Source organism: Rhizobacter terrae, assembly GCF_003852895.1.
GTDB lineage: Bacteria > Pseudomonadota > Gammaproteobacteria > Burkholderiales > Burkholderiaceae_C > Albitalea > Albitalea terrae.
This window is the reverse complement of the sequence record NZ_QUSW01000002.1, coordinates 772,084-797,261: the sequence shown is the minus strand read 5'-3', so window position 1 is coordinate 797,261 and position 25,178 is coordinate 772,084. Positions and strand designations below refer to the sequence as shown.

Here is a 25,178-nt window from a genome sequence, read left to right as displayed (position 1 = left end):
GCCGCACAGGCACAGCCTTGCCCTGCGTCTCGAGCCAGAAGCGCTGCAGCAGATTTCGCGACACCTCCATGCGGTAGGCCGCACTGGCGCGCATGTCGCTCAGCGGCTGGAAGTCCTGGGCCAGGGCATCCTGCGCGGCAGCCACGGCATCGGCGGACCAGGCCTGTCCGATCAACGCAGCCTCGACGGCCGACGCCCGCTTCACCACCGCCGCCATGCCGCCGAACACGCAGCGTGCATCGCGCACGATCGCGCCATCCATCTCCAGCGCCAGCACCGCGCACACGGCGGAGATGTCGCTGTCGAAGCGCTTGCTGATCTTGTAGGCCGCCACCCGGCGCGACAGGGACGACAGCGGCACCACGATGGTCTGCACGAACTCCCCAGGCTCCAGCCGGTTCGCCATGTAGCCGGTGTAGAACTCGTCCAGCCGCAGCCGGCGGACGCGCTCGCCCAGGCGCAGCTCCAGCACGGCATCCAGCGCCATCAGCACGGGCGCTGAGTCGCCGATGGGCGAGCCGTTGGCCACGTTGCCGCCCATCGTGCCGGCGTGGCGGATGGGCGGCGATGCGAAGCGCACCCACATCTCTCGCAGCTGCGGCCAACGCTCCACCAGGGCCGACCACGCTGCTTCCAGCGATGCGCCCGCGCCGATGCGCAGCTCGCCGTCGACCTCCTCGATGCGCTTCAGCGACGCGACGCGGCCGAGGTAGACCACCTCGCCCAGGTCGCGCAACTGCTTGTTGACCCACACGCCGATGTCGGTGCCGCCGGCCAGCAGCCGCGCCTTGGGCCGTGCAGCCAAAAGGCCCGCCAACTGCTCGACGGTCTGCGGCGCATGGAACCGATCCTGCACCAGCTCATCGGTGCCGATGCTCTCCAGCGCCTTCGCCACCGCGCCGGTATCAAGCCGTACCGCTGGCGGCTCGAACATCCGCTCCCCGGCATCCAGGATCGGCCGATAACCCGTGCAGCGGCACAGGTTGCCCGCCAGTTCATCGGCCAGCGATGCCCGGTCCGGCCGCGTGCCGGCGTGCAGGTGCCGCTCGTACGCCGCCCACAGCGACATGACGAAACCTGGCGTGCAGAAGCCGCACTGCGAGCCATGGCAAGCGACCATCGCCTCCTGCACCGGGTGCAGGACGCCGCCGTTCATGGCCTTGAGGTCTTCCACCGTGAACAGGGCCTTGCCGTGCAGGGTGGGCACGAACTGCATGCAGGCGTTGACGGTCTCGACCCGCAGAGGCCCGCCGGCGTCCTGGGGCAAGTCGCCGAGGGCCACCGTGCATGCACCACAATCCCCCTCGTTGCAGCCTTCCTTGGTGCCGCTGCAATGCGCGTCTTCCCGCAGCCAGTCGAGCACGGTGCGGGTGGCGGGCACCTCGTCGAGTTCGACAATGCGCCCTTGATGGTAGAAACGGATGGCTTGCACGGCAGAGGTCATGAGCAAGAAGTTCGCCAACACGCGTTCAATGCATATTAACCATCCGAATCCGATGTCGTGGGGGTGGGCATGAGGCCCGCCCGGCCGCCCGAAGGGGCTCGCACCGCAGCGCGCAGCGCGGAGGTTTCCAAATGAGCCTGGACACGCAGTCGCCCGGCTTGCTGGCGGAGCCTCAGGCGGTTCAAGCCACGGCGGACGGCGGCACGCGGCTCGCCTTGCGCGGCGACCTGCTGGACTTTACCCACCAGCCCGAGTGGGGCGCCATCGAATCCGACGCCGTGAGGTTTCGCGAGGACCACTGGCTGCTGATCGAAGACGGCCGCATCGTCGGCGCCCAGCCCGGCAGCCTCGCACCCGACGCGAGCTGGACGCGGCACGACCACCGCGGCCGGCTCATCCTGCCCGGCTTCATCGACACCCACGTCCACAGTCCGCAACTGGACGTGATCGCCAGCCACGGCACCGAGCTGCTGGATTGGCTGAACACCTACACCTTCCCCGCCGAGAAGCGCTACGCCAACCTGGTGGAAGCCGAAACCGGCGCGGCCCGCTTCGCCGATGCGCTGCTGGCCCACGGCACCACCAGCGCCGTGGTCTTCCCGACCGTGCACAAGGTCAGCGCCGATGCGCTCTTCGCCGCCGCCCGCGAGCGCGGCATGCGGCTCATCACCGGCAAGGTGCTGATGGACCGGCATTCGCCCGACGGCCTGCGCGACGAGGCGCCGGACTTCGGTGCCCGCGACTGCGTGGACCTCATCGACCGCTGGCACGGCGTGGACCGCCTGGCCTACGCCGTGACCGTGCGCTTCGCCCCCACCAGCTCGCCCGGACAGCTCGCCATGGCCGGGCAGCTGTGCACCAGCATGCCGGGCCTGTACATGCAGACCCACCTGGCCGAGAACCGCGCCGAGGTGAAGTGGGTGCACGAACTCTTCCCCGACGCGCGCAGCTACCTCGACGTCTATGAACGGGCCGGCCTGCTCAACGCCCGTGCCGTGTTCGCCCACGGCATCTGGCTGGATGACGACGACCGCGCGCTCTTGCGTGACAGCCGCGCGCAGATCGCCCACAGCCCGTCGTCCAACCTCTTCCTGGGCAGCGGCCTCTTCAACTGGCGCGCGGCCGACGAGGCCAACGTGCGAGTCAGCATCGCCACCGACGTGGGCGGAGGCACCAGCCTGTCGCTCCAGCGCACCATTGCCGACGCCTACAAGGTGCAGGCGCTGCAGGGCGAACGGCTGACGGCCTGGCGGGGCCTGCATGCGGCGACACTCGGGGCTGCGGCGGGCCTGTCGCTCAATGAGGAGATCGGCTCGCTGAGCGAAGGCTGCACGGCGGACGTGTGCGTGTGGGACTGGACCCAGGGCAGCGTGGCGCAGCGCCGGCACGAGCTGGCGCGAAACCTGCACGAGCGTGTCTTCGCCTGGCTGACCTTGTCGGATGAAAGAAACCTGGTGACTGCTTACGTGAGGGGAATCGCTCGTTATGAGCGTTGAGTCGGCGCTGCGGCTGGAGCTGCGCAACATCAGCAAGCAATACCCGTCGGTCAAGGCCAATGACCGCGTGAGCCTGCGTGTCAAGCCCGGCGAGATCCATGCCGTGCTGGGCGAGAACGGCGCGGGCAAGTCCACGCTGATGAAGATCATCTACGGCGCAGTGCGGCCCGACGAGGGCGAGATGCTGTGGAACGGCGAGCCGGTCAGCATCCGCAACCCGCACGAGGCGCGCCGGCTGGGCATCAGCATGGTGTTCCAGCATTTCAGCCTGTTCGACACGCTGACCGCCGCCGAGAACGTGTGGCTGGGCCTGGAGAAAGGGCTCTCGCTGGCGGAGGTCTCGCGGCGCATCGTGGAGGTGGCCGGTGCCTACGGGCTGGACGTGGACCCGCTGCGCCCGGTGCACAGCCTGTCGGTGGGCGAGCGCCAGCGCGTGGAAATCGTGCGGGCCTTGCTGACGAAACCTCAATTGCTCATCCTCGACGAGCCCACGTCGGTGCTCACGCCACAGGCGGTCGAGAAGCTCTTCGTCACGCTGCGGCAGTTGGCCAGCGAGGGCTGCAGCATCCTCTACATCAGCCACAAGCTCGACGAGATCCGTGCGCTGTGCCACCACTGCACGGTGCTGGGCGGTGGGCGGGTCACCGGCGAGGTGGACCCGACGCAGGAGACCAACGCCAGCCTGTCGCGCCTGATGATCGGCGCCGAGCCGCCTGCGTTGCAGCGCGTCGCGGCGCATGCGGGCGATGTGGTGCTGCGGGTGCAGGCCTTGAGCCTGCCCGCCCAGGACCCGTTCGGCACCAGCCTGGACCGCATCGGCTTCGAGGTGCGGGCCGGTGAGATCGTGGGCATTGCCGGCGTCTCGGGCAACGGCCAGCAGGAGCTGATGGCCGCCTTGTCGGGCGAGGACGCGCGCGCCGAACCGCATGCGATCGAGCTGTTCCAGCGCGCCATCGGCAACCTGTCGCCGGCCATCCGCCGGCGTCGCGGCCTGCATTTCGTGCCTGAGGAACGCCTGGGCCGCGGGGCGGTGCCCAGCCTGTCGCTGGCGCAGAACAGCCTGCTCACGCGCCAGGAGGCAGTCGGCGCGCTGGGTTGGATTTCGATGCCGCAGGTGGATGCGCTGGCGCACAGGCTCATCTCGCGCTTCAAGGTGAAGGCCGGCGGCCCGCACGCCGCGGCCAAGAGCCTGTCGGGCGGCAACCTGCAGAAGTACATCGTGGGCCGCGAGATCGATGCGAAGCCGCGGCTGCTCATCGTCTCGCAGCCCACCTGGGGCGTGGACGTGGGCGCAGCCGCGCAGATCCATGCCGAGCTGCTCAAGCTGAGCGACGAAGGCTGCGCGGTGCTGGTGGTGAGCGAGGAGCTGGACGAGCTCTTCGGAATCTGCGACCGGCTGCACGTGATTGCACGAGGCCGCCTGTCGCCCGGAGTGGCGGTGTCGAAGACGGATGTGGAGACGATCGGCCAATGGATGAGCGGATTGTGGGATGCGCATGAGACCGAGGTGGCCGATGTGGGCGCTTGAACCCCGCCCCGAACCCAGCCGCACGATGAGCATCGTGTCGCCGCTGCTCGCGCTGGCAATCACCATCGTGCTGGGCATCGGCCTCTTCACGCTGCTGGGCAAGGACCCGGTGCGCGGCCTGCAGGTGTTCTTCGTCGAGCCGGTGAAGAACGGCTATGCCTGGTCCGAGCTGGCGGTGAAGGCCACGCCATTGCTGCTCATCGCGCTCGGGCTGTCGGTGTGCTTCCGCTCGAACGTGTGGAACATCGGCGCGGAGGGGCAGTACATCGTCGGTGCCGTGGCCGCGGGCGGCGTGGCGATGCTGGCCGACAAGGACACCAGCCGCTTCATCGTGCTGGGCATCCTGGCCGCGGGCGTCGCGGGCGGCATGCTGTGGGCGGCCATCGTGGCCGTGCTGCGCGACAAGGCGAATGCCAGCGAGATCCTCGTGAGCCTCATGCTCGTCTACGTGGCGGAGATGCTGCTGAGCTACCTCGTCTACGGGCCGTGGAAGGACCCGGGGGGCTACAACTTCCCGCAGACCATCAGCTTCGCCGACCCGACGAAGATCCCGCGGCTGTTCACCGGCTGGCGCGTGAACATCGGCGTGCTCATCGCGCTCGCGGCGGTGGGCGCGTTCTGGGTCTTCATGTTCCGCCTGTATGCCGGCTTCCAGATGCAGGTTGGCGGCCTCGCGCCCCTGGCGGCGCGCTACGCCGGCTTCTCGTCGCGCAAGGCACTGTGGCTGGCGATGCTGACCTCCGGTGGCATGGCCGGCCTGGCCGGCGCGCTGGAGGCGGCCGGCCCGCTCGGACAGCTCACGCCGCACGTGCCGGCGGGCTACGGCTTCGCTGCCATCATCGTGGCCTTCGTGGGCCGCTTGCATCCGGTGGGCGTGGTGTTCTCGGCCATCCTCATGAGCATGTTCTACATCGGCGGCGAGCTGGCGCAGTCGCGCCTGGGCCTGCCCAAGTCCATCACCGGCGTGTTCCAGGGGCTGCTGCTTTTTGCGCTGCTGGCTTGTGACACCTTGATCCACTACCGGCTGACCTGGCGGCGGAAGGTACAGGCATGAGCGAAACCTGGCCGCTGCTCTTCGCAGCCACCCTGAACGCCGGAACGATCCTCGTGATCGCCGCCTTGGGCCTGCTCATCAACGAACGCGCCGGCATCGTGAACCTCGGTGCGGAGGGCATGATGCTCGTGGCTGCCATCGCGGGCTTCGCCACCGCCGTGCACACCGGCAGCGACTGGCTGGCCTTTGCGGCCGGCATGGGTGCCGGCGCGGTCATGGCGGCGGCGCTGGGGTGGCTGGTCATCTGGCTCAACACCAACCAGTACGCGACCGGCCTTGCGCTCAGCCTCTTCGGCGCAGGCTTCTCAGCTTTCGTGGGCATCAAGTATTCGCAGGAGAAGCTCTCCGAGCGCATGCACTTCGAGATTCCGGGCCTGGCGGACATTCCCATCCTCGGCCCTGCGCTGTTCCGGCAGCATCCGCTGGTGTACGTGGCCATCGCGCTCACCGTCGCACTGAGCTGGTTCCTGTACCGCTCGCGCGCCGGGCTGGTGCTGCGCGCGGTGGGTGAATCGCCGGAGTCGGCGCATGCGCTGGGCTATCCGGTGCGGCGCATCCGCTTCATCGCGGTGATCGTGGGCGGGGCGCTGTGCGGCCTGGCCGGTGCGTACGTCTCGGTGGTCTACACGCCGTTGTGGGTCGAAGGCATGACCGCCGGCAAGGGCTGGATCGCGCTGGCCCTCACCACCTTCGCCACCTGGCGACCGGCACGTGTCTTGCTCGGCGGCATGCTGTTCGGCGGCGTCACGATGCTGCAGTTCCACCTGCAAGGCGAAGGGGTCCAGGTCGCGAGCCAGCTGCTCACCTCGCTGCCCTACCTGGCCACCGTCGCCGTGCTGGTGCTCATATCGCGCAACGCGGCGTGGATACGGGCCAACATGCCGGCGTCGCTCGGGAAACCCTTCGTGCCCGGCTCATAATCCGCACGCTTTCACCATCCCAGCCCAACACCATCGAGGAGATCTCACGATGATCCATTCGAAGCGTTCCATGCTCCGCCTGACCGGCTGGGCCACGCTTGCCGCTGCCGCCGCGCTCGTCGGCTGCGGCAAGAAGGACGAGTCCACCAACACCGCCGCGGCGCCTGCTTCCGCGCCGGCCTCGGCGGCATCGGCCGCTGCCAAGCCCGCGCCGCTGAAGATCGCCTTCGCCTACGTCGGTCCGGTGGGCGATGGCGGCTGGACCTTCGCGCACGACCGCGGCCGCAAGGCGGTGGAGAAGGAATTCGGCGACCGCGTGGTCACGAGCTTCACCGAAAGCGTGCCTGAAGGCCCCGATGCGGAGCGCGTGATGCGCGACCTGGTGGGGCAGGGCAACAAGCTCATCTTCGGCACCACCTTCGGCTACATGGACCACATGCTCAAGGTGGCCGGCGACAGCAAGGACGTGAAGTTCGAGCACGCCACCGGCTACAAGACGGCCGAGAACCTGCGCACCTACGACAGCCGCACCTATGAAGGCGCGTACATGGCCGGCGTGATCGCCGGCGGCATGACCAAGAGCAACGTGCTGGGCGTGGTGGGCTCGGTGCCCATTCCCGAGGTGGTGCGCAACATCAACAGCTTCACGCTGGGCGCGCAGTCGGTGAACCCGAAGATCAAGACCAAGGTGGTGTGGGTCAACAAGTGGTTCGACCCGCCCAACGAGACGGCCGCCGCGCAGTCGCTCATCAACGGTGGCGCCGACGTGCTGTTCCAGAACACCGACTCCAGCGCGGTGCTGCAGACGGCCGAGAAGGCCGGCAAGTACGCCTTCGGCTGGGACAGCGACATGACCGCCTACGGCCCGAAGGCCCACCTGGCCTCGTCCATCATCAACTGGGCGCCGTACTACATCAAGGCCACCAAGGACGCGCTGGACGGCACCTGGACCACCGGCCAGGCCTGGTGGGGCGTGAAGGAAGGCGCCATCGACATCGTGTCCATCTCCGACAAGGTGCCAGCCGAGCTGAAGGCCAAGGTCGACACCGTGAAGGCCGGACTGAAGGACGGCAGCTTCGCCATCTGGAAGGGCCCCATCGTCGACAACAGCGGCAAGGAGCAGCTGAAGAAGGATGAGGTCGCCGATGACAAGTTCCTGGGCGGGGTCAAGTTCTTCGTCAAGGGCGTCGAAGGCAAGGTGCCGGGCGGCGACAAGTAAGAGGCAGGCCATGCAACTCGACGCCATCGGAAAAGACAAGCTTCACCACCTGCTGAGGGCCATGCCCAAGGCGGAGCTGCACATCCACATCGAAGGTTCGCTCGAACCCGAGTTGATCTTTGCGCTGGCGCAGCGCAACGGGGTGAGCCTGTCTTATCCGAGCGTCGAAGCATTGCGCGCGGCCTATGCCTTCACCGACCTGCAAAGCTTCCTCGACATCTACTACGCCGGAGCCAGCGTGCTCCTGAAGGCACAGGACTTCGAGGACATGGCCATGGCGTACTTCCGGCGCGCCCGGGCCGACAACGTCGTGCATGCGGAGCTCTTCTTCGACCCGCAGACCCATACCGCCCGCGGCGTGAGCTTCGAGACGGTGATCACCGGCCTCACGCACGCCTGCGCACGGGCACAGGCGGAGCTGGGCATCAGCAGCTCGCTCATCATGTGCTTCCTGCGGCACCTGAGCGAGGAAGAGGCCTTCGCCACGCTGGAAGAAGCCATGCCCTTTCGCAGCCAGATCGTCGGCGTGGGGCTGGACAGCAGCGAACGCGGGCACCCGCCGGAGAAGTTCGCTCGGGTCTTCGCCAAGTGCCGGGAGCTGGGCTTGCACCTGGTGGCCCATGCGGGCGAGGAAGGACCGCCCGCCTATGTCTGGAGCGCGTTGGATGTCTTGAAGGTCGAGCGCATCGACCACGGTGTGCGCAGCGTGGAGGACCCGGTGCTCATGCAGCGCCTGGCCAGGGAACGCGTGCCGCTCACGGTGTGCCCGCTGTCCAACGTGAAGCTGTGCGTGTTCAAGACCATGAGCGAGCACAACCTCGCGACCCTGCTCGACCAGGGCCTGGCCGCGACGGTGAACTCCGACGACCCGGCCTATTTCGGCGGCTACATGAACGACAACTTCGTCGCCACCTTCGATGCCTTGCCGCAGCTCACGGCCAGGCACGCCTACCAGCTCGCGGCCAACAGCTTCGAGGCGAGCTTCGTGGATGCAGCGGCCAAGAGCGCGTGGAAGGCGCAGCTGGACCAGGTGTTCGCGGCGGCTTGAACCCCTGACCGTTCTGGAGTCGTCCCTCCAGAACGACCCCTCGTTTACGCGGGCCACAAATTCCGCCTGCCGGCTCACAATGGTCCTGGGGAGTACCGGCCCGAAACCTTCGCAGCAGGGTCGGGCCGCGGGCCTGGAGATGGTTCGCGATGCCATTGCGCCGTGCACGCGCCTTGCTGCTGCTGATCGCCGCACTGGTGGTAGTTGCTTCGGCCCAGGCCCGCAAGCTGGTGCTGGCCGCCACCGAATACCCACCGTACTACAGCGAGAACCTTGAACGCGGCGGCCCCGTCGCCGAGCTCACCGTGGCCGCACTGCGCCATGCGGGCTACGAGGTCGAGGTGCGCTTCATGCCCTGGGCGCGGGCGCTGCGCCTGGGCGAGCAGGGCCAGGTCGACGGGCTCGTCGGCGTGTGGCGCTCGCCCGAGCGCGAGAAGAGCTTCTTCTATTCCGACCCGGTGGTGAGCAACCGCATCGTGCTGTGCCGGCGCGGCAGCTTCGGGCCGGAGCGCTTCACCACCTGGGAGGCGATCAAGCCCTTCACCGTGGGCACCGTGCGCGGCTATGCCGACCCCGAGGGCATGGCCCTGGCAGGCATCCAGACCGAGGCCGTCACCGACGACCTGCAGAACCTGCGCAAGCTGATGGCCGGCCACGTGGACCTGGTGATCATCGACAGCCGCGTGGAGGAGCACCTCGCCCGCAAGCACTTCGGCGAGGCGGCCAGCCTCATCGACTGCCTGTACCCGGCGGTGCAGGAGCATCCGCAGTACCTCGTGGTATCGCGCAGTACCCAGGGCGGCGAGGCCATCGTCCGCGCCTTCAACGAGCAGATGCAGCGGCTGCGCCGCTCCGGCGAGTTCAAGGGGATCGCCGGGCGGTGGGGCTGGTAGTGCGGGTAGCGCGCGAACCTAGAATCGCCTGATCCTGGCCGGCGTGCCCCCGCTGGCCGGGTGAATCCGCATCCCGGGGCCATGTCGAGGAACACCATGCTTCAAAACCTCACGCGCGGCCTCGCGGCCGCGACGTTCGCCGCAGCGCTCTCGCTGGGCCTCACCCCCCGGCCGGCTCAAGCCGCGCCACCGCCCCTCAAGGTCGCCTTCGTCTACGTCAGCCCCGTCGGCGAGGCCGGCTGGACCTACCAGCACGACCAGGGCCGCAAGGCGATGGAGCAGGCGCTGGGAGACCGCGTCAAGGCGACGGTCGTCGAGTCCGTGGCCGAGGGGCCCGATGCCGAGCGTGTGATGCGTGACCTGGCCGCGCAGGGCCACTCGCTGATCTTCGCGACCAGCTTCGGCTACCTGGAGCCCGCCCTGCGCGTGGCGGCCGATTTCCCGCAGGTGAAGTTCGAGCACGCGGGCGGCTACAAGACGGCGCCCAATCTCAACACCTACAACGCCCGCTACTACGAGGGCCGCTACCTCGCGGGCCTGGTTGCCGGCCGCAGCAGCAAGACCGGCATGGCGGGCTACGTGGCGGGCTTCCCGCTGCCAGAAGTGATCCAGGGCATCAACGCCTTCACGCTGGGCATGCGCGAGGCGAACCCGAAGGCGCAGGTGAAGGTGCTGTGGCTGAACGCCTGGTTCGATCCGGCCAAGGAGCGCGAGGCCGCGCTCACGCTCGTGAACCAAGGCGCTGACGTGCTGACCAACCACAGTGGGTCGCCCGCGGTGGCGCAGGCGGCCGAAGACCGGGGCGTGATGCTCGTGGCCTACCAGAGCGACATGCGCCGTTTCGCGCCGCATGCGCAGCTCACCTCAGTGCTGCATCAATGGGGTGGCTACTACACGCGGGTGGCGCAGTCGGTGATCGATGGCCGCTGGAAACCGCAGCCGGTGTGGGGGGGCCTGAAGGACGGTTTCATCGCACTGGCGCCGTTCTCGCCGTCGGTGGACAAGGAGACGGTGGCGCTGGTGGAAGCGCGCCGCCGCGCCATCGTCGAAGGCCGCTTCGCACCGTTCTCCGGCCGCATGGTGGACAGCGAAGGACAGGAACGCCACGCTGCCGGTGCGATGAGCGATGCGCAGATCTCGGGCATGAACTGGTTCGTGCAGGGCGTGTCGGGCGCGCTGCCCAAGTGAACGCTCAGACCGGCGGCGCGCCGTTGAATGCCGGGTTCAGCAGCGCGTTGATGACGTGGTCGCGCCACTGTCCGTTGATGTAGAGGTAGTGCGTGGCCATGCCCTCGGGCTTGAAGCCGAGGCGGGCCAGCACGGCGGCGCTGCGCAGGTTCTCCGGCAGGTGCGCGGCCTGCAGCCGGTGCAGGCGCACCGGTCCGGAGAACATCTCATGGACGATGGCCTGCAAGGCTTCGTTCATCAGCCCCGCGCCTTGCAGCGTCTGGTCGAGCTGGTAGCCCAGCATGGCGCTGTGAAAGGCGCCGCGCGACACCGAGAACACGTGGACCTGGCCGACGATGCGGGTGGGGTCGTTGCGCAGCCGCAGCCAGTACCTGAACGCCTCGCCTGCCGCGAAGGCGCGCCGGCTCTTGAGCAGCCGCTCGCGCTGGCCCCGCACGGTGAAGAAGCCCTCCGGCGTGGGCGGGTCCCAGGGCGCGAAGTGGGCCTGGTTGCGGGCCACGAAAGCCAGCGCCTCGCGCGACATGGCCGGGTCCGACGCTTGCAACAGCAGGCGCGGTGTCTCCAGTTGCTGGGCGGCGATGGCAGGCGAGGGGAGTGGCATGGCGCGAATTGTCGCGCCAGTGCGGGATGAGCGGGTTCAGTGCAAGGCGGCCTGCAATGCCGGCGCCTCTTCGCCGAAGGCATACACATCCATCCCCAGCACCCCGAAGGTCACGCTGTCGTGGATGCGCACGGCGGGGGCGGTGTCCGACCCGGCGGCACCCGCGGCGATGAACCAGGGCAGCAGGTGCTCATCGGTCGGATGCATGTCCACCGCATGCGGCGCCTGCCGGCGGTAGTCCGCGAGCGCCGCCCAGTCGTGGGCTTCGCTGCGTGAGCGCATCCACTCACGGAAGGCCGCGCTCTCGGCGATCTCGGGCTTGTCGGGGTTGCTGCGCAGCCCGTCGGCGAAGACGCGGCGCAGGTTGTGGGTGATGCTGCCTGTGCCCAGCACCAGCACGCCTTGCTCGCGCAGCGGCGCCAGCGCCCGGCCCAGCGCCAGTTGTTGCGCAGGCGGCAGGGTGGGCACGAAAGCCACCGGCACGACGGGAATGTCTGCCTGCGGGTAGATGTAGCGCAGCGCCGTCCAGATGCCATGGTCCAGCCCGCCCTCGTTGATGACCTGCGGCGCCATGCCGGCAGCCCCCAGCAGCCCGGCCACTTCGCGGCCCAGCTCCGGCGACCCCGGGGCGTCGTAGCGCATCTGGTTGAGCCGCGGATCGAAGCCGCCGAAGTCGTAGATGGCTTCATGCCGCGCACCAGCCAGCACCACCGGCGCACGCGCCGTGGTGTGGGCGGAGGCGACCACGATGGCGCGCGGCCGGCCGAAGCTGCGGTCGATGGCCGGCCCCAGCGTCTTCATGAATTCACCCGCCGCGCCGGGTTCCAGCGCGATCATGGGCGAGCCGTGGGAGACGAAGATCGAGGGCAGCGGAGTGTTCATGGGTTCATTGAAACACTCCGCGCCGCCTCGGCCGTTCTAAGCGTTTGCAGCCACCGCTGAAGCGCCTTGAAGCAAGCCGTCCGCCCGGAACATGGCCTTGATGCCGCGGATGGCCTGGCGGATGCGCGCTTCGTTCTCGATGAGCGCGAAGCGCACGAAGCCGTCGCCGTATTCGCCGAAGCCGATGCCCGGCGACACGCTCACCTTGGCCTTGGCCAGCAGCTCCTTGGCGAACTCCAGCGAGCCCAGGTGGCGGTAGGGCTCGGGGATGCGTGCCCAGATGTACATCGAGGCCTTGGGCACGTCCACCTTCCAGCCGGCCTCGTGCAGGCCCTTGCACAGCACATCGCGCCGGCTCTGGTAGGTGGCGACGATGTCCTTCACGCACTGCTGGTCGCCTTCGAGCGCGGCGATGGCGGCCACCTGCATGGGCGTGAAGGTGCCGTAGTCGTGGTAGCTCTTGATGCGCGCCAGTGCCGTGACCAGCTCGTGGTTGCCCACCATGAAGCCGATGCGCCAGCCGGCCATGTTGTAGCTCTTGGACATGGTGAAGAACTCCACCGCGCAGTCCTTGGCGCCGGGCACCTGCATGATGGACGGCGCCTTCCAGCCGTCGAAGGCGATGTCGGCGTAGGCGAGGTCGTGCACGACGAGGATGTCGTGCTGTTTGGCCAGGGCGATGACCCGTTCGAAGAATTCCAGCTCCACGCACTGCGCCGTGGGGTTGGACGGAAAGCCCAGGATGATCATCTTGGGCTTGGGGTAGCTGGTGCGGATGGCGGTTTCCAGCTCGCTGAAGAAGTCCACGTCCGGCGTGTTGGGCACCGAGCGGATGTCGGCCCCCGCGATCACCGCGCCCCACAGGTGGATGGGGTAGCTCGGGTTGGGCACCAGCACCGTGTCGCCGCGCTCCAGCGTGGCCAGCATCAGGTGCGACAGGCCTTCCTTGGAGCCGATGGTGACGATGGCTTCGCTCTCGGGATCGATCTCCACGCCGTAGCGGTCGCGGTACCAGTGCGAGATGGCGCGGCGCAGGCGGGGGATGCCCTTGGACGTGGAGTAGCCGTGCGTCTCCGGCCGCTGGGCCACCTCGGTGAGCTTGGCCACGATGTGCGGCGGCGTCGGCCCATCGGGGTTGCCCATGCTCATGTCGATGATGTCTTCGCCGCGTCGGCGTGCGGCAGCGCGCAGCTCGGCGGTGATGTTGAAGACGTACGGGGGGAGACGATCGATGCGCGCAAAGCGGCGCTTGCCCTCAGAGGCAGACATGCAGATTTCCTTGAACGTGAGCGCCCGGAACCGTCCGAGCGACGTGCCCGCGCATGGCACGCGGGGTGACGCATCGTAGTGGCGAACGCCGCAGCCGTCCAGAGGGAATAAAGTCACGTCGTCGGACGTACCCCTCCCAGATGATCTGCCCATGACTTGAGGAGACTGGCGATGAAGGTTCACGTGAGATTGATTGGCGCCGCCTTGCTGGCATTCAGCGCCGCGGCCCTGGCCGCGGGCGGCGGAGGCGGCAGCAGCGGCGGTGCCAATGACGACCCGGTGGTCGTGGCCGCCAAGGCCGCCATCGAGAAGAAGGACTGGGCCGGCGCCCAGGCCCAGCTCAAGCAGGCGCTGGCCGCCAAGCCCAACAACGCCGACTACCACAACCTCTACGCCTACTCGATGCGCAAGGGGCCGAATCCGGACATGGACCTCGTCTTCAAGCACTACAACGAGGCGTTGCGCATCAACCCCAAGCACACCGGGGCGCACGAGTACATCGGCGAGGCCTACCTGCAGGTGGGCGATCTCGCCAAGGCCAAGGAGCATCTCGCGGCGCTGAACAAGATCTGCTTTTTCGGCTGCGAGGAGTACAGCGACCTGAAGAAGGACATCGCGGAGTACGAAGCGTCGCACAAGCAGTAGTGCCTGGCTTGCGAAGGCCGGTATAAAGCGGCATGGACACCGCGCCCCTTCGCACCACCTCCCTCTGGCACCTGGCCTGGCGGCAGCTCGCCCGCGACTTCAAGGCCGGCGAGCTGCGCCTGCTGATGGTCGCCGTCACGCTGGCTGTCGCGGCGCTGAGCGCCGTGGGCTTCTTTGCCGATCGCATCAACCACGGCCTGGCGCGCGATGCCCGCCAGTTGCTGGGCGGCGATGCCATCGTCTCCAGCGACCAGCCGGCGCCGCCGGCCTTCGCGGCCAAGGCGCGCGAGCTGGGCCTGTCGGTGGCCACGACGGCGGCGTTCCCGAGCATGGGCCGCGCGCCCGACGACAAGGGCGGTGCATCGCGGCTGGTGGGTGTGAAGGCCGTGAGCGCGGCTTATCCGCTGCGTGGGCAGCTGCGCTTGCGTGCCGGGGCCGATGCGCCGGAGCGCGAGGTCGCCAAGGCGCCCGAGCCCGGCACGGCGTGGGTCGACCCCGCGCTGCTCGAATCGCTGAACCTGAAGGTGGGTGACTCGCTCCTGCTGGGCGATGCCACGCTGCGCATCACGCAGCTCATCGTCATCGAGCCCGACCGCGGCACCGGCTTCACCAGTTTTGCCCCACGCGTGATGTTCAACGAGGCCGACCTCGCCTCCACCGGCCTGGTGCAGCCGGCCAGCCGCGTGAGCTACCGCACCGCGGTGGCATCGCCCACCGGCAACGACGATGCCGTGCGCGACTTCACCAACTGGTCCGAGGCGCAGATCAAGAGCCAGGGCCTGCGCGGCATCCGCGTGGAGTCCTTCGCCTCGGGCCGGCCGGAGATGCGCCAGACGCTGGACCGCGCCGAGAAGTTCCTGAACCTCGTCGCGCTGCTGGCTGCCTTGCTCGCCGCCGTGGCCGTGGGCATCGCGTCGCGCGACTTCGCCAACGGCCATCTGGACGACTGCGCCATGCTGCGTGTGCTGGGCCAGTCCCAGCGCAGCATCGCCTTGCAGTACCTGGTGGAGTTCACGCTGGTGGGCACGCTGGCCAGTGCACTGGGCGTGGCGCTGGGGTTCAGCGTGCATTACGTCTTCGTGGCCCTGCTGGCCGGCCTGGTGGATGCCTCGCTGCCGCCGCCCACCGCCTGGCCGGGTTTGTTCGGCGTGGGCGTGGGCTTCACGCTGCTCATGGGCTTCGGCCTGCCGCCGGTGCTGCAGCTGTCGCGCGTGCCGCCGCTGCGCGTCATCCGCCGCGACGTGGGTGCGCTCAAGCCGGCGTCCATCGCCGTGCTGGCCGCGGGCACCATCGGCTTCACGGCCTTGCTGCTGTCGGTGTCGCCGGACATGAAGATGGGGCTGATCGCCGTGGGCGGCTTCGCGGTGGCGATCGCGCTGTTCGCGCTGATGAGCTGGATCGCCGTCATCGTCCTGCGCCGCGCGGTGCCCGAGGCGCGCGCGCCTCGCTGGCTGGTGCTGGCCACGCGGCAGATCGCGGCGCGGCCGGGCTTCGCGGTGCTCCAGGTCTCTGCGCTCAGCGTGGGCCTGCTGGCGCTGGTGCTGCTGGTACTTCTTCGTACCGATCTCATCGCGAGCTGGCGCCAGGCCACGCCGCCGGATGCGCCCGACCGCTTCGTCATCAACGTGCTGCCCGAGCAGGGCCAGCCTTTCCGCACCGCGCTCGATGCGGCCGGCGTGAAGAAGTACGACTGGTTCCCGATGATCCGCGGCCGGCTGGTGGCGGTGAACGGCAAGCGCGTCTCGCCCGAAGACTGGGCCGACGACCGCGCCAAGCGCCTGGTGGACCGCGAGTTCAACCTGAGCCATGCACCGGCGCTGCCTGAGCACAACCTGCTCAGCGCCGGCCGCTGGACGCCCGAGGAGCCCGATGCGCTGAGCGTGGAAGAGGGCCTGGCTCAGACACTGAACCTCAAGCTCGGCGACCGCCTGCGCTTTGACATCGGCGGCCAGCCCGCGGAAGGGCGCATCACCAGCCTGCGCAAGGTGGACTGGAGCTCCATGCGCGTCAACTTCTTCGTGATGTTCCCGACCTCGCGCATGACCGACTTGCCGGTGACCTACATCGCCGCCTTCCGTGCGCCGGGCAAGGCCGGCTTCGACAACGCGCTCAGCCGCGAGTTTCCGAACATCACCAACATCGATGTGTCGGCCTCCATCGGGCAGATCCAGCGCGTGCTGGACCAGGTGATCCGCGCGGTGGAGTTCCTCTTCGGCTTCACGCTGGCCGCCGGCCTGGTGGTGCTGTTCGCGGCGGTGACGGCCACCCGCGAGTCGCGGGCCAGGGAGTTCGCCGTGATGCGCGCCATGGGTGCGAGCGGCAAGCTGCTCGCTCAGGTGCAGCGGGCGGAGCTGCTCGGCGTGGGGGCGCTGGCCGGCGTGCTCGCGTCGGTCGCGGCCATCGCGGTCGGCTGGGCGCTGGCGAAGTACGCCTTCGAGTTCAGCTGGAACGCGTCACCCATCGTGCCCCTGGCCGGTGGCGTGGCGGGCGCGCTGCTGGCGCTGGCGGCCGGGTGGTGGGGCTTGCGCGAAGTGCTGCGCCGCCCGGTAGTGGAAACGCTTCGCAGCGCATCGCAGGAATGACGGGCATGACTCTGGAAATCAGCAATGACAAATCGCGCCTGGACCTGCCGGTGATCCACCGCTTCCTCAGCGAGACCTCCAGCTGGGCCAAGGGCATCTCGCTGGACGTGGTGAAGCGCTCCATCGAGCATTCCCTGTGCTTCGGCGGCTACCTGGACGGGCAGCAGATCGCGTTCTGCCGCGTCATCACCGACAGCGCCACCTTCGCCAACCTGGTCGATGTGTTCGTGCTGCCGGAGCATCGTGGGCAGGGCCACAGCAAGACGCTGATGCAAGCCGTGATGGCGCATCCCGGCCTCCAGGGGCTGCGGCGCTTCACCCTGGCAACAGGCGATGCGCATGGCCTGTATGCGCAGTTCGGATTCACCCCGCCGTTGCGGCCTCAGTCACTGATGGAGCGCTACTTTCCGGATATCTATGTCGAGGGGCGCGGGTGACGGCAATGAGTGACTTCGCCGTCAACACGAGGCGCTTGCGTCTTCGCCAATGGAAGGATGCAGACCGTGCGCCGTTCGCGGCCTTGAACGCTGACCCGCGGGTGATGGAGTTCTTTCCTTCCGTCCGATCGCGCGAGACCAGCGATACGGCGGTGGACGGCTACATGGCGACCATCGCGGCAGGTGGCTTCTCCAATTGGGCAGTCGAGGTGCTGGAGACCGGCACCTTCATCGGCTTCGTCGGCCTGAGCGTGCCGCAGCGTGCCTTGCCTTGCATGCCTTGCGTGGAGATCGGATGGCGCCTGGCGGCCGAGCAATGGGGGCAGGGCTATGCGAGCGAGGCTGCGCGATGCGCCCTGGCGCTCGGATTCGACCACTACGGGCTCGAAGAGATCGTCTCCTTCACAGCGCTCGTGAACCGGCGTTCGCGTGCGGTCATGGAGCGCATCGGCATGGTCAATGCGAACGAGGACTTCGAGCATCCGGCGCTGCCGGTGGGGCATCACCTCAGGCGGCATTGCCTGTACCGCATCACACCACCTGGTGCGAATCCAGCTTGAACACGCTCACGACCTGAGCCAGCTTGCTGGCCTGGTCCTTCAGGCTTTCAGCGGCGGCGGCGCTTTGCTCCACCAGCGCCGCGTTCTGCTGCGTCATCTGGTCGAGCTGCACCACCGAGCTGTTCACCTGGCCGATGCCGTCGCTCTGCTCGGTCGATGCGGCGGTGATCTCGCCGATGATGTCCGTCACGCGCTGCACCGAGTTCACGATCTCGCGCATGGTCTCGCCGGCGTCGGCCACCAGCTTGGAGCCCGATTCCACCTTGTCGACGCTGGCGCCGATCAGCGCCTTGATCTCCTTGGCCGCCTGCGCCGAGCGCTGGGCCAGGTTGCGCACCTCGCCGGCCACGACCGCGAAGCCGCGGCCCTGCTCACCGGCGCGCGCCGCTTCAACGGCAGCATTCAGTGCGAGGATGTTGGTCTGGAAGGCAATGCCGTCGATCACGCCGATGATGTCGTTGATCTTCTTGGACGACGCATTGATCTCGTCCATCGTCGAGACCACCTGCGACACCACCGCACCGCCACGCGCGGCCACTTCCGCCGCCGATGACGCCAGCTGGTTGGCCTGCCGCGCGGAATCGGCGGACTGCTTCACCGTGCCGGTCAACTGGTCCATCGACGAAGCCGCAGCCTGCAGGTTCGACGCCGTCTGCTCCGTGCGCTGGCTCAGGTCCTGGTTGCCCGAGGCGATCTCCGCCGAAGCGGTGTTGATGCTGTCCGCACCCGAGCGCACCTCGCCCACCATGCGGGCCAGCGACTCGCCCATGTGGTGCAGCGAACGCAGCACCTCGCCGATCTCGTCCTTGCGCTGCGTGTCGATGCGCACCGTGAGGTCGCCGTCGCCGATGGCATGCGCCACGTCCACCACCTGCTTGAGCGGCACGCAGATCGTGCGCTGCAGGTACCAGGTGCCCAGGGCCACGAGGCCGATGATGAGGCTCATCGCGGCGGACACGATGTAGACGGTACGCATGCGTTCCGCGCCGGACTTGTCGCGCAGCATGCGGGCGCCTTGCTCATGCATGGTCATCAGCGCCTGCTGCGCGGTGATCATGCCGGCCAGGGCAGGCTTGGCCACGTCTTTCACTTGTGCCGATGCCTGGTCCTGCTGGCCGGCGGTCTTCAGCTCCTGGGCCTTGGCCATCGCGTCGGTGAACGCCTTCTGCTGCGTGGCCACCGCGGCCAGCGCGGTGCGCTCTTCCGCGCTGGTGGCGCCGGCGTCAAGCTTCCTGGTGATCTCGGCCATGCGCGAGGCGGTGGCCTCGGCGTCCTGCTTGAACTGCTCCGCCAGCGAAGCATCGCTGCTCAGCGTGGTGGCCATCGCACGGGCGGCGTTGGCTTCGGCCAGGCCCATCCAGCGTGCGCTCAGTTCCAGGCGGGTCTGCTGCTCGGACTGTTCGGCCGAGGCGGCGGCCTGCAGCTTGGTGGTGCGGATGGCCGACACGCTGGTCATGAGCACCACCATGAGGCCCAGCGACACGGCCGGGATCCACAGCTTGGTTGCGAGAGAAAGGTTCTTCATTCGGGGCCTTGTGGTCAGGTCTGTTGAATACGATCGTGCGAAATCTTGTCGTACGAAAACCCGCTCTTCGGCGGGCTGCGGGTTCCCTGGGTTCAGGCGTGTGCGAGGCGGAAGGCGCTCACGGCATTGACCAGCGAACTGGCCTGGTGCTTGAGGCTCTCCGAGGCCGCGGCCGATTGCTCCACCAGCGCGGCGTTCTGCTGCGTCACCTGGTCGAGCTGGGTCACGGCCGTGGTCACTTGCGAAATGCCGCCGGTCTGCTCCTGCGCGGACAGGCTGATCTCGCGGATCATCTCCGCCACGCGCTGCACCTGGCTCATGATGTTGCCCATGGTCCGGCCGGCGTCACCGACGAGGCGGCTGCCGTTTTCGACCTTTTCCACGCTCGTGCCGATCAGTGCCTTGATCTCGCGGGCGGCGGTGGCGCTGCGCTGCGCCAGGCTGCGCACCTCGCCGGCCACGACCGCGAAGCCGCGGCCCTGTTCTCCGGCACGCGCGGCTTCAACGGCAGCGTTCAGCGCGAGGATGTTGGTCTGGAAGGCGATGCCGTCGATGACCGAGTTGATGTCGGCGATCTTGCGGCTGGAATTGGAGATTTCTTCCATCGTGCCGATGACCTGGCCGACCACGGCCTCGCCCTGCTTGGCCACTTCGCTGGCACCGTGCGCCAGATCGCTGGCCTGGCGGGCAGTGTCGGCGGCGTTCTGCACCGTGGCCGAGAGCTCGTCCATCGAGGCCGCGGTTTCCTGCAGGTTGCTGGCCTGCTCCTCGGTGCGCTGCGACAGGTCCTGGTTGCCCACGGCAATCTGTGCGGATCCGGTGGCGATCGATTCGCTGGAATGCCGCACGGCCCCCACCAGCTTCACGAGGTTCTCGTTCATGGTCTGCAAGGCGCGCAGCAACTGACCGGCTTCGTCCTTGCGTGCGGAGGAAATCGTCGTCGTGAGGTCGCCCGAGGCCACTGCACGTGCCACCACCAGGGCTTCGTTGATCGGGGTGGTGATGCTGCGCGTGAGGCTCCAGGCCATGCCCAGTCCCGCCATCAGGGCCGCCAGGCCGATCACGATCTGCAGGCTGCGGGCTTCGCCGTAGACGCTCTTGGCCTCGCCGATGCGCGCAGCGGACGTGGCGGCGTCCAGCTCATCGAAGCCTTCCAGGTTGGCCAGCACCTGGGTCAGCAGCGGCATGCACTCGGCGGTCAGCTTGGCGATGGCCTCGGCCTGCTTCTGCGAGGTGGCCAGTTGCACCACGCCGGCCGCGATGGGCTCGTAGCGGCTTTCCATCTCGTGGGCCTTGGCCAGCAGTTGCCGCTCGCTCGCCTCGGCGGGAAGTCGGGCCACCAGCTTGTCAAGTGTGGCGAAAGCCGTGTCGATCTCGGCCTTGGCTTTCTTCGCCCGATCGAGTTCTGCTTCCTGGGCCTTGGCGTCCGTGAGAAGAGCCAGGTTGCGTGCGGCGATGGCGCGCATCGCGACCGCGTCGCCGAGCCGGCCCAGCGCGATCGAACGGTCATGGTCGTCACCGCCAATGCGTTCGAGCTGGCCTTCGATGCGGCTCATCTGGGCCAGGCCCAACACGATGGCGGCGATGAACAGGCACAGCAAGGCCCCGAATCCCATGATCAGCCGACGGCCGATCTTGAGGTTGTTCAGAAAATTCATTTGTACTGCTCTCCCTGGAACGACGCGGCGTGTGCTTTAGTGGGTGACCGCGTCGTTGATGAGCCCCATGTCGGCGGAGGTCATGAGGCCTTCGATGTCCATGAGGATGAGCATGCGGTCGTTGACATTGCCGATGCCCGTGATGAAGCTGGTGTCCGCTGCGGTGTGCATCTCGGGAGCGGGCTTGATGGCGCCGCCACCGAGTTCGAGCACGTCGGACACGGAGTCGACGACAGCACCCACGACACGGCCCTTGACATTGAGCACGATGACGACAGTGAAGCTGTTGTACTCGACGCTGTCGCAGTTGAGCTTGATGCGCAGGTCGACGATGGGAACGATCACGCCGCGCAGGTTGACCACGCCCTTGATGAAGGACGGGGCGTTGGCGATGCGCGTGGGCTGCTCGTAGGAGCGGATTTCCTGCACCTTGAGGATGTCGATGCCGTACTCCTCGGTGCCCAGGCGGAAGGTCAGGAACTCGCCGCCGGCGGCTGCCGCTGCACGGGCTGCTTCATGGCGTGCCACGTGCGTGGCGTCGTTGATCATGTTCATCTCTTGGTCCTCTCCAATCGGGAATCAGAAGGTTTCCCAGTCGTCGTCTGTGGGGGCGGCGGCAGGGGTTGGTGCGGGCGGGGCGGGACGTGCGGCCGGTTTGGCTTCGGCCGCAGCCGCAGCAGGCTTGGACATGGCGGCCGGGGCGGGCTTGGCCACAGGCGCGGGCTTGGCCACAGGTGCGACTGCAGCCACGGGTTTGGGTTCGATCCTGGCGGGAGTGGGAGCGGCCTTGGGTTCCATGCGGGCCGGGGCCGGCATGGGGGTCGCCTGGGCCGATGCCGCAGCCGCGTCGAGCTTGAAGGTGCCCACGGCCTTGGCCAGCGTGGCGGCCTGGTGCTTGAGCGACTCCGCGGCGGCGGCGCTTTGCTCGACCAGCGCGGCGTTCTGCTGCGTCATCTGGTCCAGCTGCACGACCGAGGTGTTCACCTGTCCGATGCCTTCGCTCTGCTCGGCAGCCGCGGCGGTGATCTCGCCGATGATGTCCGTCACGCGCTGCACCGAGCCCACGATTTCCTTCATCGTGTCGCCGGCGTTGGCCACCAGCTTGGAGCCCGATTCGACCTTGTCGACGCTGGCGCCGATCAGCGCCTTGATCTCCTTGGCCGCCTGCGCCGAGCGCTGGGCCAGGTTGCGCACTTCGCCGGCCACGACGGCGAAGCCGCGGCCCTGCTCGCCGGCGCGTGCTGCTTCAACGGCAGCGTTCAGCGCGAGGATGTTGGTCTGGAAGGCGATGCCGTCGATCACGCCGATGATGTCGTTGATCTTCTTGGACGAGGCGTTGATCTCGTCCATCGTCGCCACCACTTCGGACACCACCTTGCCGCCACGCGCGGCCACTTCGGCGGCCGATGCGGCGAGCTGGTTGGCCTGGCGGGCGGAGTCGGCGGACTGCTTCACGGTGCCCGTGAGCTGTTCCATCGACGACGCTGCCTGCTGCAGGTTCGAGGCCGTCTGTTCCGTGCGCTGGCTCAGGTCCTGGTTGCCGGTGGCGATCTCGGTGGACGCGGTGGAGATGCTGTCGGTGGAGCTGCGGATCTGGCGGACCATGTCGGCCAGGCGCGACTGCATGCCTTGCACCTGGGTGAGCAACTGGCCCACCTCGTCCTGTGCACCGGTCTCGATGCGGCGCGACAGGTCGCCCGCGGCCACGGCTTCCATGGTCTCGGAGGCGAGCGTGAAGCGGGTCTGCAGGCGACGCACCAGCACTTCGATGCCGATCATGGACAGCACTGCCAGCACAGCCACGGCGGCCAGGGCGATGAGCGCCTCGCGGCGTGCCACGGCCATCACGTCATCGACGTAGACGCCCGATCCCATCACCCAGCCCCAGGGCGCGAAGCCCTTCACGTACGACCGCTTGGGCTCGGGCTCGCTGGAACCCGGCCGCGGCCACAGGTAGTCCACGTAGCCCGAACCGTTGGCCTTGACGATCTTCACGAAGTCCACGAACAGGTTCTTGCCGTTGGGGTCCTTCATGTCCGACACGTCCTTGCCTTCCAGCTCGGGCTTGATCGGGTGGAAGATGACCTTGGGCACCATGTCGTTGACCCACACGTACTCCTTGCCGGAGTAGCGGATGGCCTTGATCTCGGCGCCCGCCTTGGCCTGCGCGTCGGCGGTGGACAGCGTGCCGGCCTTTTCCTGCGCGTAGTAGCCTTCGGCGATCTTGATCGTCTGGTCCACCACGGACACCGTGACGCGCAGCTTCTCGTCCATGAGCGAGGCGTGGTTGCGCATCACCAGCAGCGCGACCACCGCGAGGAAGGCGATGATGCCGACGCCGACGGCCCAGCGCAGCTTGGCTGCAAGCGACAGGTTGGAGCGGGAACTCGATGCCATGGGTCTGGTCCTTCTTCAAATCAATGGACGTGCGCTGCGTCGTGCAGCCGGAACACGCTCACCGCCTGCGACAGGCGTGCGGTCTGGTCCTTGAGAGACTCGGCGGCGGCGGCGCTTTGCTCGACCAGCGCGGCGTTCTGCTGCGTGGCCTGGTCAAGCTGGGCCACCGAGCCGTTGATCTGGCCAATGCCGTCGCTTTGCTCGGTCGACGCGGCGGTGATCTCGCCGATGATGTCGGTCACGCGCTGCACGGAGCTCACGATTTCCTGCATGGTGCGGCCGGCGTCGGCCACCAGCTTGGAGCCGGATTCGACCTTGTCGACGCTCGCGCCGATCAGGCCCTTGATTTCCTTGGCGGCTTCGGCGCTGCGCTGGGCGAGGTTGCGCACCTCGCCGGCCACGACCGCGAAGCCGCGGCCTTGCTCACCGGCGCGCGCTGCTTCAACCGCGGCGTTCAGCGCGAGGATGTTGGTCTGGAAGGCGATGCCGTCGATCACGCCGATGATGTCGCTGATCTTCTTGGACGAGGCGTTGATGTCGTCCATCGTGCTCACGACTTCGGAGACCACCTTGCCGCCGCGCGCGGCCACTTCGGCGGCGGAGGCGGCGAGCTGGTCGGCCTGGCGGGCGGAGTCGGCGGACTGCTTCACCGTGCCGGTGAGCTGCTCCATCGACGACGCGGCCTGCTGCAGGTTGGACGCGGTCTGTTCCGTGCGCACGCTCAGGTCGTGGTTGCCGGTGGCGATCTCCATCGACGCGGTGCTGATGCTGTCGGTGGACTGGCGCACCTCGCTCACGATCTTGCGCAGCGACTGCTGCATGGTCAGCAGCGCCTGCAGCAGGTGGGCGGCTTCGTCCTTGCCGCTCACGTCGACGTCGCGCTCGCTCAGGTCGCCCTGGGCGATGGCGTCGGCCAGCTCCTCGGCGCGGCGAATCGGGCCGCAGATCGTGCGCATGTTGATGATGGTCAGCGGCGTGATGAGGATCAGCGCCAGCGCGACCGAGCCGGCCAGCATGGACATCACCATCACGGCGGTGGCGTCCAGCTTCTGGCTGCCTGCCAGCGCGGCCTTGTTGAGGTCACCGGCCAGGCCCTCGATCACCGACTGTGCGGCGTCGTAGTCGGGCTGGGCGCGCGACATGAAGGCGGCGGCCACGCGGGCCGAGTCGAAGCCCATGGCCTCGAGCTGCTTGGCCACCGGCAGGAAGCCTTCCTTGAACTTGGCCAGGCTCGCCATGGCCTGCGTGACCTTGGCGCGCTCGGCGTCGTTGTGCAGGCTGCCCTGCAGGGCCTTGGCCGAGGCTTCGATCTGGCCCAGCGTGGTCAGCCAGTTTTCCTTGGCCTTGCTGACCTCGACGGCGTTCTCGTACTGGATGATCATGTCCTTCTCGTGCGAGCGAAGGACACTCATGTTGGTTCGCAGCTGCGCGATGTGGGTCATCGCCGCGAAGTCCTTGGCCACGAAGGCGTTGTTCACGCTGCGTGCGTAGAACTGGGCCGCCAGGCCCACGCCGCCGACGGCGAGCAAGGCGATGGCGACGAGCGCCACGGTTCCCAGCATCCGGGTGCGGATCGTGAAGCGGCGGGTCAATTGGGTGAGGTTCATGGCTGGTCCTTTGCATCCATCGCGACGGCCCAGGACAGCTCACCAGCGGGCCACCGCCTTGCGAGTTATCGGCCGGGCCCACGGGGCCTGAAGTGCAACGGAACGATTCTCGAAGCCCCAGGTGTGGATTGATCGACGCAAATGGGTGGGGAGACGGGGCCAATTGGCGCACTCCCTTGTTCTCGAGGGCCAAAAGCCGTTCGGGCTGAGGTATCGAAGCCTCGA

Annotated in this window: 20 protein-coding genes and 1 pseudogene; 12 read left to right on the top strand and 9 right to left on the bottom strand. The window is 67.9% G+C overall.

The window, feature by feature from the left end; genetic code table 11:
- Nucleotides 1-37: 37 nt before the first annotated feature.
- Nucleotides 38-1,444: pseudogene (xdhA, locus tag DZC73_RS30205) on the bottom strand (xanthine dehydrogenase small subunit); the annotation flags it as partial.
- A 131-nt stretch (nt 1,445-1,575) separates the two neighbouring features.
- Between xdhA and guaD the strand changes: the two are divergent.
- From guaD to DZC73_RS10695, 8 genes are all read left to right on the top strand, one after another.
- Nucleotides 1,576-2,940 carry a guanine deaminase gene (gene guaD, locus DZC73_RS10730; protein WP_124540203.1) on the top strand — a complete coding sequence of 455 codons (1,365 nt, stop codon included), beginning with the start codon at nt 1,576-1,578 and terminating at the stop codon, nt 2,938-2,940.
- Nucleotides 2,930-4,468: an ABC transporter ATP-binding protein gene (locus DZC73_RS10725; RefSeq protein WP_124540202.1), complete on the top strand. Its 1,539-nt coding sequence runs from the start codon at nt 2,930-2,932 to the stop codon at nt 4,466-4,468. The genes guaD and DZC73_RS10725 overlap by 11 nt, the downstream gene beginning before the upstream one ends.
- Nucleotides 4,455-5,522 carry an ABC transporter permease gene (locus DZC73_RS10720; RefSeq protein ID WP_124540201.1) on the top strand — a complete coding sequence of 356 codons (1,068 nt, stop codon included), beginning with the start codon at nt 4,455-4,457 and terminating at the stop codon, nt 5,520-5,522. Before DZC73_RS10725 ends, DZC73_RS10720 begins: the two co-directional genes overlap by 14 nt.
- Nucleotides 5,519-6,442 carry an ABC transporter permease gene (locus tag DZC73_RS10715; protein WP_124540200.1) on the top strand — a complete coding sequence of 308 codons (924 nt, stop codon included), beginning with the start codon at nt 5,519-5,521 and terminating at the stop codon, nt 6,440-6,442. Before DZC73_RS10720 ends, DZC73_RS10715 begins: the two co-directional genes overlap by 4 nt.
- Before the next feature lie 49 nt (nt 6,443-6,491).
- A complete protein-coding gene (locus DZC73_RS10710) occupies nt 6,492-7,661 on the top strand; it encodes a BMP family ABC transporter substrate-binding protein (protein ID WP_124540199.1) in 1,170 nt (389 codons plus the stop codon).
- A 10-nt stretch (nt 7,662-7,671) separates the two neighbouring features.
- Nucleotides 7,672-8,709 carry an adenosine deaminase gene (locus tag DZC73_RS10705; protein WP_124540198.1) on the top strand — a complete coding sequence of 346 codons (1,038 nt, stop codon included), beginning with the start codon at nt 7,672-7,674 and terminating at the stop codon, nt 8,707-8,709.
- A gap of 149 nt (nt 8,710-8,858) precedes the next feature.
- Nucleotides 8,859-9,602, top strand: a complete 744-nt coding sequence (locus DZC73_RS10700) for a substrate-binding periplasmic protein (protein ID WP_124540197.1) — start codon at nt 8,859-8,861, stop codon at nt 9,600-9,602.
- Between the two features lie 96 nt (nt 9,603-9,698).
- The gene (locus tag DZC73_RS10695; RefSeq protein WP_124540196.1) at nt 9,699-10,790 is read left to right on the top strand and encodes a BMP family ABC transporter substrate-binding protein; all 1,092 of its coding nucleotides are present in this window, start codon (nt 9,699-9,701) and stop codon (nt 10,788-10,790) included.
- Nucleotides 10,791-10,794: 4 nt separating this feature from the next.
- On the opposite strand, the gene DZC73_RS10690 is transcribed toward DZC73_RS10695, so the two are convergent.
- Genes DZC73_RS10690 through alaC form a run of 3 tightly spaced genes read right to left on the bottom strand, consistent with a single transcriptional unit; the run spans nt 10,795 to nt 13,542 of the window.
- The gene (locus DZC73_RS10690; protein WP_124540195.1) at nt 10,795-11,391 is read right to left on the bottom strand and encodes a GNAT family N-acetyltransferase; all 597 of its coding nucleotides are present in this window, start codon (nt 11,389-11,391) and stop codon (nt 10,795-10,797) included.
- 36 nt (nt 11,392-11,427) lie between these two features.
- Nucleotides 11,428-12,273 carry a dioxygenase family protein gene (locus tag DZC73_RS10685; RefSeq protein ID WP_124540194.1) on the bottom strand — a complete coding sequence of 282 codons (846 nt, stop codon included), beginning with the start codon at nt 12,271-12,273 and terminating at the stop codon, nt 11,428-11,430.
- Between the two features lie 36 nt (nt 12,274-12,309).
- Nucleotides 12,310-13,542, bottom strand: coding sequence for an alanine transaminase (gene alaC, locus DZC73_RS10680; RefSeq protein WP_124540193.1), 1,233 nt, complete (start codon nt 13,540-13,542; stop codon nt 12,310-12,312).
- Between the two features lie 171 nt (nt 13,543-13,713).
- Here alaC and DZC73_RS10675 point away from each other — a divergent pair, with 171 nt between their 5' ends.
- The 4 genes from DZC73_RS10675 to DZC73_RS10660 are packed head-to-tail and all read left to right on the top strand — an operon-like array spanning nt 13,714 to nt 17,766.
- Nucleotides 13,714-14,187: a tetratricopeptide repeat protein gene (locus tag DZC73_RS10675; protein ID WP_124540192.1), complete on the top strand. Its 474-nt coding sequence runs from the start codon at nt 13,714-13,716 to the stop codon at nt 14,185-14,187.
- Between the two features lie 32 nt (nt 14,188-14,219).
- Nucleotides 14,220-16,769, top strand: a complete 2,550-nt coding sequence (locus tag DZC73_RS10670) for an ABC transporter permease (protein ID WP_124540191.1) — start codon at nt 14,220-14,222, stop codon at nt 16,767-16,769.
- Between the two features lie 5 nt (nt 16,770-16,774).
- The gene (locus DZC73_RS10665) at nt 16,775-17,206 is read left to right on the top strand and encodes a GNAT family N-acetyltransferase (RefSeq protein ID WP_235835070.1); all 432 of its coding nucleotides are present in this window, start codon (nt 16,775-16,777) and stop codon (nt 17,204-17,206) included.
- 5 nt (nt 17,207-17,211) lie between these two features.
- On the top strand, nt 17,212-17,766 hold the full coding sequence (locus DZC73_RS10660) for a GNAT family N-acetyltransferase (protein ID WP_124540189.1): 555 nt from the start codon (nt 17,212-17,214) through the stop codon (nt 17,764-17,766).
- Here the strand turns inward: DZC73_RS10660 and DZC73_RS10655 are convergent.
- The 5 genes from DZC73_RS10655 to DZC73_RS30595 all read right to left on the bottom strand — a co-directional run bounded on the left by DZC73_RS10655 (nt 17,738) and on the right by DZC73_RS30595 (nt 24,953).
- Entirely contained in the window at nt 17,738-19,291 is a 1,554-nt protein-coding gene (locus DZC73_RS10655; RefSeq protein ID WP_124540188.1) for a methyl-accepting chemotaxis protein, read from the bottom strand. The genes DZC73_RS10660 and DZC73_RS10655 overlap by 29 nt on opposite strands.
- A 92-nt stretch (nt 19,292-19,383) precedes the next feature.
- Nucleotides 19,384-20,949, bottom strand: a complete 1,566-nt coding sequence (locus tag DZC73_RS10650) for a methyl-accepting chemotaxis protein (RefSeq protein ID WP_124540187.1) — start codon at nt 20,947-20,949, stop codon at nt 19,384-19,386.
- A 36-nt stretch (nt 20,950-20,985) separates the two neighbouring features.
- Complete coding sequence (locus DZC73_RS10645; protein WP_124540186.1) at nt 20,986-21,504, bottom strand: chemotaxis protein CheW; 519 nt, start codon at nt 21,502-21,504, stop codon at nt 20,986-20,988.
- A gap of 24 nt (nt 21,505-21,528) precedes the next feature.
- The gene (locus tag DZC73_RS10640; RefSeq protein WP_124540185.1) at nt 21,529-23,346 is read right to left on the bottom strand and encodes a methyl-accepting chemotaxis protein; all 1,818 of its coding nucleotides are present in this window, start codon (nt 23,344-23,346) and stop codon (nt 21,529-21,531) included.
- 20 nt (nt 23,347-23,366) lie between these two features.
- The gene (locus tag DZC73_RS30595) at nt 23,367-24,953 is read right to left on the bottom strand and encodes a methyl-accepting chemotaxis protein (RefSeq protein WP_328589497.1); all 1,587 of its coding nucleotides are present in this window, start codon (nt 24,951-24,953) and stop codon (nt 23,367-23,369) included.
- Between the last annotated feature and the right edge of the window lie 225 nt (nt 24,954-25,178).